6 protein-coding genes are annotated in these 6,777 nt (G+C 63.0%); 3 read left to right on the top strand and 3 right to left on the bottom strand.

Going from position 1 to position 6,777, the window contains the following annotated elements; all coding sequences use genetic code 11:
* Nucleotides 1-59: 59 nt before the first annotated feature.
* The 3 genes from WS69_RS15780 to WS69_RS15770 form a co-directional block, all read right to left on the bottom strand.
* Nucleotides 60-272 (bottom strand): hypothetical protein, encoded by a 213-nt coding sequence (locus WS69_RS15780; RefSeq protein ID WP_059471664.1) that lies wholly within the window; start codon nucleotides 270-272, stop codon nucleotides 60-62.
* 49 nt (nucleotides 273-321) lie between these two features.
* On the bottom strand, nucleotides 322-1,344 hold the full coding sequence (locus WS69_RS15775; RefSeq protein WP_059471663.1) for a ParA family protein: 1,023 nt from the start codon (nucleotides 1,342-1,344) through the stop codon (nucleotides 322-324).
* A 205-nt stretch (nucleotides 1,345-1,549) separates the two neighbouring features.
* Nucleotides 1,550-3,202, bottom strand: coding sequence for a recombinase family protein (locus tag WS69_RS15770; protein WP_059471662.1), 1,653 nt, complete (start codon nucleotides 3,200-3,202; stop codon nucleotides 1,550-1,552).
* A 14-nt stretch (nucleotides 3,203-3,216) separates the two neighbouring features.
* Here WS69_RS15770 and rimO point away from each other — a divergent pair, with 14 nt between their 5' ends.
* From rimO to bktB, 3 genes are all read left to right on the top strand, one after another.
* On the top strand, nucleotides 3,217-4,578 hold the full coding sequence (gene rimO / locus WS69_RS15765) for a 30S ribosomal protein S12 methylthiotransferase RimO (RefSeq protein ID WP_059471661.1): 1,362 nt from the start codon (nucleotides 3,217-3,219) through the stop codon (nucleotides 4,576-4,578).
* Nucleotides 4,579-4,580: 2 nt separating this feature from the next.
* Entirely contained in the window at nucleotides 4,581-5,507 is a 927-nt protein-coding gene (locus tag WS69_RS15760) for a sugar kinase (RefSeq protein ID WP_059471660.1), read from the top strand.
* Nucleotides 5,508-5,581: 74 nt separating this feature from the next.
* Nucleotides 5,582-6,766: a beta-ketothiolase BktB gene (gene bktB / locus WS69_RS15755; RefSeq protein ID WP_059471659.1), complete on the top strand. Its 1,185-nt coding sequence runs from the start codon at nucleotides 5,582-5,584 to the stop codon at nucleotides 6,764-6,766.
* Nucleotides 6,767-6,777 lie beyond the last annotated feature (11 nt).

Raw genomic sequence — 6,777 nt, 5'->3', positions numbered from 1 at the left:
CGTGGCCCCTTTGTCGTTGACTGTTTCGCTCAACCTTGTGCCGTCGTTTAACGGCGCTTTTACACCGGCGCTAACACCATGCGAACGATCTCAAATTTTTTGATGGAGTCCGGGTTCGTCGCTACGGTACGCTCCACCTCGGCGAGATCTTCGTCGGCAACGCCAGCGCCGCGCAGGAATAGCACGACGCCCTTCTTAGCTCGGCTGAGACGGGCGATCGTCTCAACAAGTAGTTCAAACAGCTCTGGCGGGTAGTGAAATGCCTCGGCCATCGGATCACCTTTGGGTTGCTATGTTCGCTCTACGGCAAGGAAGCCACGACTACAGCTTCGCGACTAGGTTGTCCATCGCCGTCTTTGCGTTCAAGAGGTAGTCATCCTTCACTTGCACACGATGGCCGTTGATGGTTTGCTTGCCGGCGGGAAGCTTTGAGAACGGAAGGCCCTTTGCAAAGGCCACCACACCGGTTGTCTGGAAGTCTCGAATCTCGATGAATCCGGCTTCCAGCTTTTTAAAGTCGAAAATCTCGGGGTTCGACTTCAAGAGTTTGCCCACGTCGCCCTCGATCGCATGCAATACAGCAGCATAGGCCGAAGCGGCACCCATATACTGCGTCAGCCGGTTCTTGACGATTAGGTGAACTTTGGGGAGAGGACGCTCGGCATCCTTAAGCTTCGTTGCGAACGCGTAGGCGGCGTAGATTTCCGACGGCAGTTTCAGACCGTAGACGAGAGAAAAGGCGTTCTGGATTGCACGGCGGGAGGAATCGTCCGCCATCACGGGGAGCACGATGCGGTTTGCCGTGGAAAGCGCGATCTGCGTGTAAAGGGAGAAGCTGGGATTGCAGTCGAGGAAGACCACGTCATACTCGTCCGCAAGTTGATCCAAGAAGTCCTTCAGCCAGTCGACAACCGCGATCCACGGGTTCGTTCCGGGGATCTGATTGTTGGCAAGCGTATTCACGGCGTTCGCCTGGAGTTCCAGCATCGGATCGCCGCACACAAGATCGACGTTTGCCGGCACGCCCTTGTTGTAGGCATTCGGCTTCGTGATGAAGTCGTGCGTGTTGAACTTTGGTGGAGAGTATGGCGCAGGCAGGCGGAGCTGAAAGTATCCGCCCACGCTGCACCTGGGTACCAAACCTTGTCGCTCTAGCAGTTTCTCGCTGCCCTTGTTGTTCAGCCCTCCAAGCATCAACTCTGATAGGTTGGCCTGCGGGCACATGTCGACCGCCAGAATCCGCTTTTTCGAATGCTTCTCGGCATAGCGAACGATCGACTGAAAGCACAGGCTCGTCTTGCCGGTACCGCCCTTGTTGTTCCAATACGCGTACTTGATCTCCACCGTTCCTCCCACGGGTTGCTCGTTAGTCCTATTGGGACAGTATATTGTCCAAAATGGACGATTTCAAGTCCCAACATGCCAAAGGTTGGGGGGCTCGAACCACAGTTCTACGGATTAACGGCCCTCTTTTGGCTGTTTCGTTAGTCCGCTCCGGGTCGGTAACCGCCGTCCCCCAAAAGGCGAGCGTAGGTCGTGAGTGCCCGCATTACGCGGGGAGCGGAAGTTCGTTTGCGACCATCCTTGGAAGCCGGATCTCTTCCGCCGCTTTCCATTTTCCAGACTTTCGATCTATTTTTATCAACCGGGTAACTCCTCGCTTTCCAACGAGGAGCAATCCGATTGAGTTGCTATTGGCGCGTGGCGTGAATCCTCGGTGATAGATGACGATTCGTGAGAAGGTATCGGCGACTAGCTGCCGTGCCTGCATCCGTGCGTCGTAGTCGAGCCCTTCGACGCCCTCAACCAGTTTCGCCCACGCTTGCGCTACAGCCGGCGTCGAGTTGGATTCGGCAGCGAGGCGACCTTCGAGCGAGTTGATTTCATGGCGATCTCGCTGAAGTTGAGCCTCGAGCTCGCGGATGCGGCGCAATACGGCCGCAGGTGGAGCGTCGGCTTCTGATAGCAAAGCGTCCGTGACACGCTGGATCTGTGCTTCGATGTCGGTGACTCGCTGACGTGTCTGAGCGAGGTGCGCCGAAAGCGTGGCCGAATTGCTGTCTCCTTCGAGCAAGCGACTGAGATTGATCTGATCCGAGCAATAGTGCATCAGCGCCCGCTCGATCGGTGCAACGCTGACGCTTCCGCTGACTGGGCAACCGCTGCTGGTTCTGTATGCAAAGCAGCTCAGGCGTCGGTGCCCCGGTTGTGGCCGCCCTTCGGTATCTCGGCGGCGTCCCATGATATTTTGAGCCGTGACCGCAGTGCCGCAGTAGCCACAGTATGTGAGGCCAAGGCCGGTCACCACGCCGGGAATCTCACCTTTGCCTTTGCGGCGGAACCGCTGTTCCGCAAAGTGGCGGAGTTCCGCAAATTCCGCAGAGGAAATCACCGCAGGATAGTAGCCCTCAAGCCGGTATTCCTCGCCGTCGAGTTCGACAGTCTTCTCGCCGATCAGCATGCGATTGGCGAGGATCTTATAGATATGGGCGGAGGAGGTCCTCCCGGTATCGCTAACCGCCAATCCGCGCTCAGATAGCTCGCGCACGATCCGGACGGCTCCATGCCCTTGCTTATACATGGCGACAATGAGCCTGATTGCCGCCGCACGTTCCGGAATCAGCTCGAATTGGTTAGCGACTTCACGGATCCACTGCGGATCTTTCCCGACGCGGATCGGTTGCCGCCAAGTCCCGGCAATCCAGCCTTGACACTGGCGTCTAATGGCGGCTTTAACACGCTTGCTTTTGGTGTCGGATTCCTCATGCGCGCGGATCATCACCAGCAAGCTATAAACGAGGTCCATCGGCTGCGCTTTGAGACGCGCCCGGTTGTACTCACGGCCATCACTCGCAGTCACAACCGTGATGCCGGCATTGATAATCTGTGCAAGTTGGGCTTGTGCCTGAATGGGTTCGGCCCGGCTGAGTCGATCCAGGCCCTCGACAATCAGCACTGAGCCGGCCGGAATGCGGCCGTCTTCAACGGCCCGGAGAAAGACGCCAAGGGCACCTTGGGTCACGTGACGCTGGTGGTAGGCAGACAGCCCCTCGTCTCTGAGAGAGAGGGAATCATCCAGCAGCATGCCGCGTTCAGCCGCCCACCTATGAGCGTACTCGACCTGACGATCGACGCTCGATCCGGTCGCCTGCTTTGGATCACTGAACCGTAAATAGCTGTAAACTCTCGCTTTTGCTTCCACGCGCCCCCCATTACATGTCAACGACGTATAGTATAGGAATAGTATCGCTCGGGTGCCCGAAGGCCCTCGTCGACTCCGAGCAGATCATCACGCAACTGCGCGCCGAAGGCTACGAAATCTCCGGCACCTATGACGGCGCGGATCTCGTCGTCGTCAACACCTGCGGCTTCATCGACGAAGCCGTTCAGGAAAGCCTCGACGCGATCGGCGAAGCGCTCGCCGAAAACGGCAAGGTGATCGTCACCGGCTGCCTCGGCGCGAAAAAGAGCGCGAGCGGCTCCGGCCTCATCGAGGAAGTGCATCCGAAGGTGCTTGCCGTCACGGGCCCGCACGCGGTCGGCGAAGTGATGCAGGCCGTGCACAGCCATCTGCCGAAGCCGCACGATCCGTTCGTCGATCTCGTGCCGGCCGCAGGCATCAAGCTCACGCCGCGCCACTATGCATACCTGAAGATCTCCGAAGGCTGCAATCACCGCTGCTCGTTCTGCATCATTCCGTCGATGCGCGGCGATCTCGTATCGCGGCCTGTCGCCGAGGTGATGCTCGAAGCCGAGAATCTGTTCAAGTCCGGCGTGAAGGAACTGCTCGTGATCTCGCAGGACACGAGCGCGTACGGCGTCGATGTCAAGTACCGCACGGGCTTCTGGAACGGCCGTCCGCTCAAGACCCGGATGACCGAGCTCGTCGGCGCGCTCGGCGAGCTCGCCGCGCAGTACGGCGCGTGGGTGCGTCTGCATTATGTCTATCCGTATCCGCACGTCGACGAGATCATCCCGATGATGGCCGAAGGTCCGCTGAAGGGCCATGTGCTGCCGTATCTCGACGTGCCGTTCCAGCACGCGCACCCGGACGTGCTGAAGCGCATGAAGCGCCCCGCGAATGCGGAGAAGGTGCTCGAGCGCGTGCAGAAGTGGCGCGAGATCTGCCCGGATCTGACGATCCGCAGCACGTTCATCGCGGGCTTTCCGGGCGAGACCGAAGCGCAATTCGAGACGCTCCTCGACTTCATTCGCGAGGCCGAGCTCGATCGCGTCGGCTGCTTCGCGTATTCTCCGGTCGAAGGCGCGAGCGCGAACGAGCTCGACGGCGCGCTGCCCGACGACGTGCGCGAGGAGCGCCGCGCGCGCTTCATGGAAGTCGCCGAGGAGGTGTCGGCCGCGCGCATCGAGCGCAAGGTCGACAAGACGCTCAAGGTGCTGATCGACGAAGTCAACGAGGAAGGCGGGATCGGCCGCACCGCGGCCGACGCGCCGGAGATCGACGGCGTCGTCTATATCGAGCCGGCGACCAAGGCGTCGAAGCGCTACAGGGTCGGCGATTTCGTGTCCGTGAAGATCACGGGCGCGGACGGCCACGATCTGTGGGGCGAGGTCTGACGATGTCCGCGACGTTCCCCGACGTGCTCGCGCTCGGCGAGGCGATGGTCGAATTCAACCAGGCGCGGCCAGGCGAGCCGAACTATCTGCAGGGCTTCGGCGGCGATACGTCGAACTTCTGCGTCGCGGCCGCGCGGCAAGGCGCGCGTGCGGGCTTCGTGTCGGCGGTCGGCGACGATCACTTCGGCCGCCTGCTGCTCGATCTTTGGCAGCGCGAGCACGTCGACACGTTGTACGTGCGGATCGACGAGCGCGCGCCGACGGGCGTCTATTTTGTGTCGCACGGCGCGCACGGCCACGCGTTCGATTATTTGCGCGCGGGCTCGGCCGCGAGCCGCTATGCAGTCCGCGATCTGCCGCTCGACGCGCTCGCGGCCGCGCGTTTCGTCCATCTGTCGGGCGTGAGTCTCGCGATCAGCACGAGCGCGTGCGACGCGGCGTTCGCCGCGATCGCGCACGCACGGGCGAACGGCGCGTGCGTGAGCTTCGACACGAACCTGCGTCTCAAGCTCTGGCCGCTGCCGCGCGCGCGTGCGGCGATGTGCGAGGCGCTGCGCCATACGGACGTCTGTCTGCCGAGCTGGGACGACGTAACGGCGCTCACCGGGCTCGACGAGCGCGACGCGATCGTCGACACGCTGCTCGGCTACGGGCCGAGCGTCGTCGCGCTGAAGCTCGGGCGCGAAGGCGCGTATGTCGCGACGCCCGGCGAGCGGCGCGTCGTGCCCGGCTTCGTCGTCGACGCGGTCGACGCGACGGGGGCGGGCGACTGTTTCGGCGGCGCGTTCGTCGCGCGGCTCGTCGCGGGCGACGATCCGTTCGCGGCCGCGCGCTACGCGAACGCGGCGGCCGCATTGTCGACGCAGGGCTTCGGCGCGGTTGCGCCGATCCCGTCGCGCGACGCGGTCGAGCGGCTATTGAATGCGTGACTCGAATGCGTGACGCGCGCGGCGGCGGCCGCGTGCTCCATCGGTTTTCATCAAGAGAAGAAAGGGAGGCAACGATGCAACGCGAAGTAGTGGTGGTAAGCGGTGTGCGCACCGCGATCGGCGATTTCGGCGGCAGCCTGAAGGACTTCGCGCCGACCGAGCTCGGCGCGCGGGTCGTGCGCGATGTGCTCGCGCGCGCGCAGGTGTCGGGCGACGAAGTCGGCCACGTCGTGTTCGGCAACGTCGTGCACACGGAACCGAAGGACATGTACCTCGCGCGCGTCGCGGCGATCGACGGCGGCGTCGCGCAGCACGCGCCCGCGCTGACGCTGAACCGTCTGTGCGGCTCGGGTCTGCAGGCGATCGTGTCGGCCGCGCAGAGCGTGCTGCTCGGCGATGCGGACATCGCGGTCGCGGGCGGCGCGGAAAACATGAGCCGCGCGCCTTATTCGGTGCCCGCCGCGCGCTTCGGTCAGCGGATGGGCGACGCACGCCTCGTCGACATGATGATCGGCGCGCTCAACGACCCGTTCCAGTCGATCCACATGGGCGTGACGGCCGAGAACGTCGCCGCGAAGTACGGGATCACGCGCGAAGCGCAGGACGCGCTCGCGCTCGAATCGCATCGGCGCGCGTCGCACGCGACGCAGTCCGGCTACTTCAAGGAGCAGATCCTGCCGATCGAGATCGCGTCGAGGAAGGGCGCGATCGTGTTCGACGCTGACGAGCACGTGCGCCACGACGCATCGCTCGACGACTTCTCGAAGCTCAAGCCGGTGTTCGTCAAGGAGAACGGCACGGTGACGGCGGGCAACGCGTCGGGCATCAACGATGCCGCCGCCGCGGTCGTGCTGATGGAGCGCGGCGCGGCGGAGAAGCGCGGCGCGAAGCCGCTCGCGCGCCTCGTTTCGTATGCGCATGCAGGCGTCGATCCGGCGTACATGGGCATCGGCCCCGTGCCCGCGACGCGCAAGGCGCTCGAGCGTGCGGGAATCACGGTCGCCGATCTCGACGTGATCGAGGCGAACGAAGCGTTCGCCGCGCAGGCGTGCGCGGTGGCGAACGAGCTCGGTTTCGACCCGGCGAAGCTCAACCCGAACGGCTCGGGCATCTCGCTCGGCCATCCGATCGGTGCGACGGGCGCGCTCATCACCGTGAAGGCGCTGTACGAACTGCAGCGTATCGGCGGACGCTACGCGCTCGTGACGATGTGCATCGGCGGCGGGCAGGGCATCGCCGCGGTGTTCGAGCGTCTGTGACGAGAGGGCCG

It is taken from the genome of Burkholderia sp. BDU5, from assembly GCF_001522845.1.
Lineage (GTDB): Bacteria > Pseudomonadota > Gammaproteobacteria > Burkholderiales > Burkholderiaceae > Burkholderia > Burkholderia mayonis.
This window is presented reverse-complemented; position numbering and strand designations above follow the sequence as displayed.

Coding starts and splice junctions, on each gene's coding strand:
- WS69_RS15780 (WP_059471664.1), bottom strand. CDS start 272: ATGGCCGAGGCATTTCACTACCCGCCAGAGCTGTTTGAACTACTTGTT.
- rimO (WP_059471661.1), top strand. CDS start 3,217: ATGTCAACGACGTATAGTATAGGAATAGTATCGCTCGGGTGCCCGAAG.
- WS69_RS15760 (WP_059471660.1), top strand. CDS start 4,581: ATGTCCGCGACGTTCCCCGACGTGCTCGCGCTCGGCGAGGCGATGGTC.
- bktB (WP_059471659.1), top strand. CDS start 5,582: ATGCAACGCGAAGTAGTGGTGGTAAGCGGTGTGCGCACCGCGATCGGC.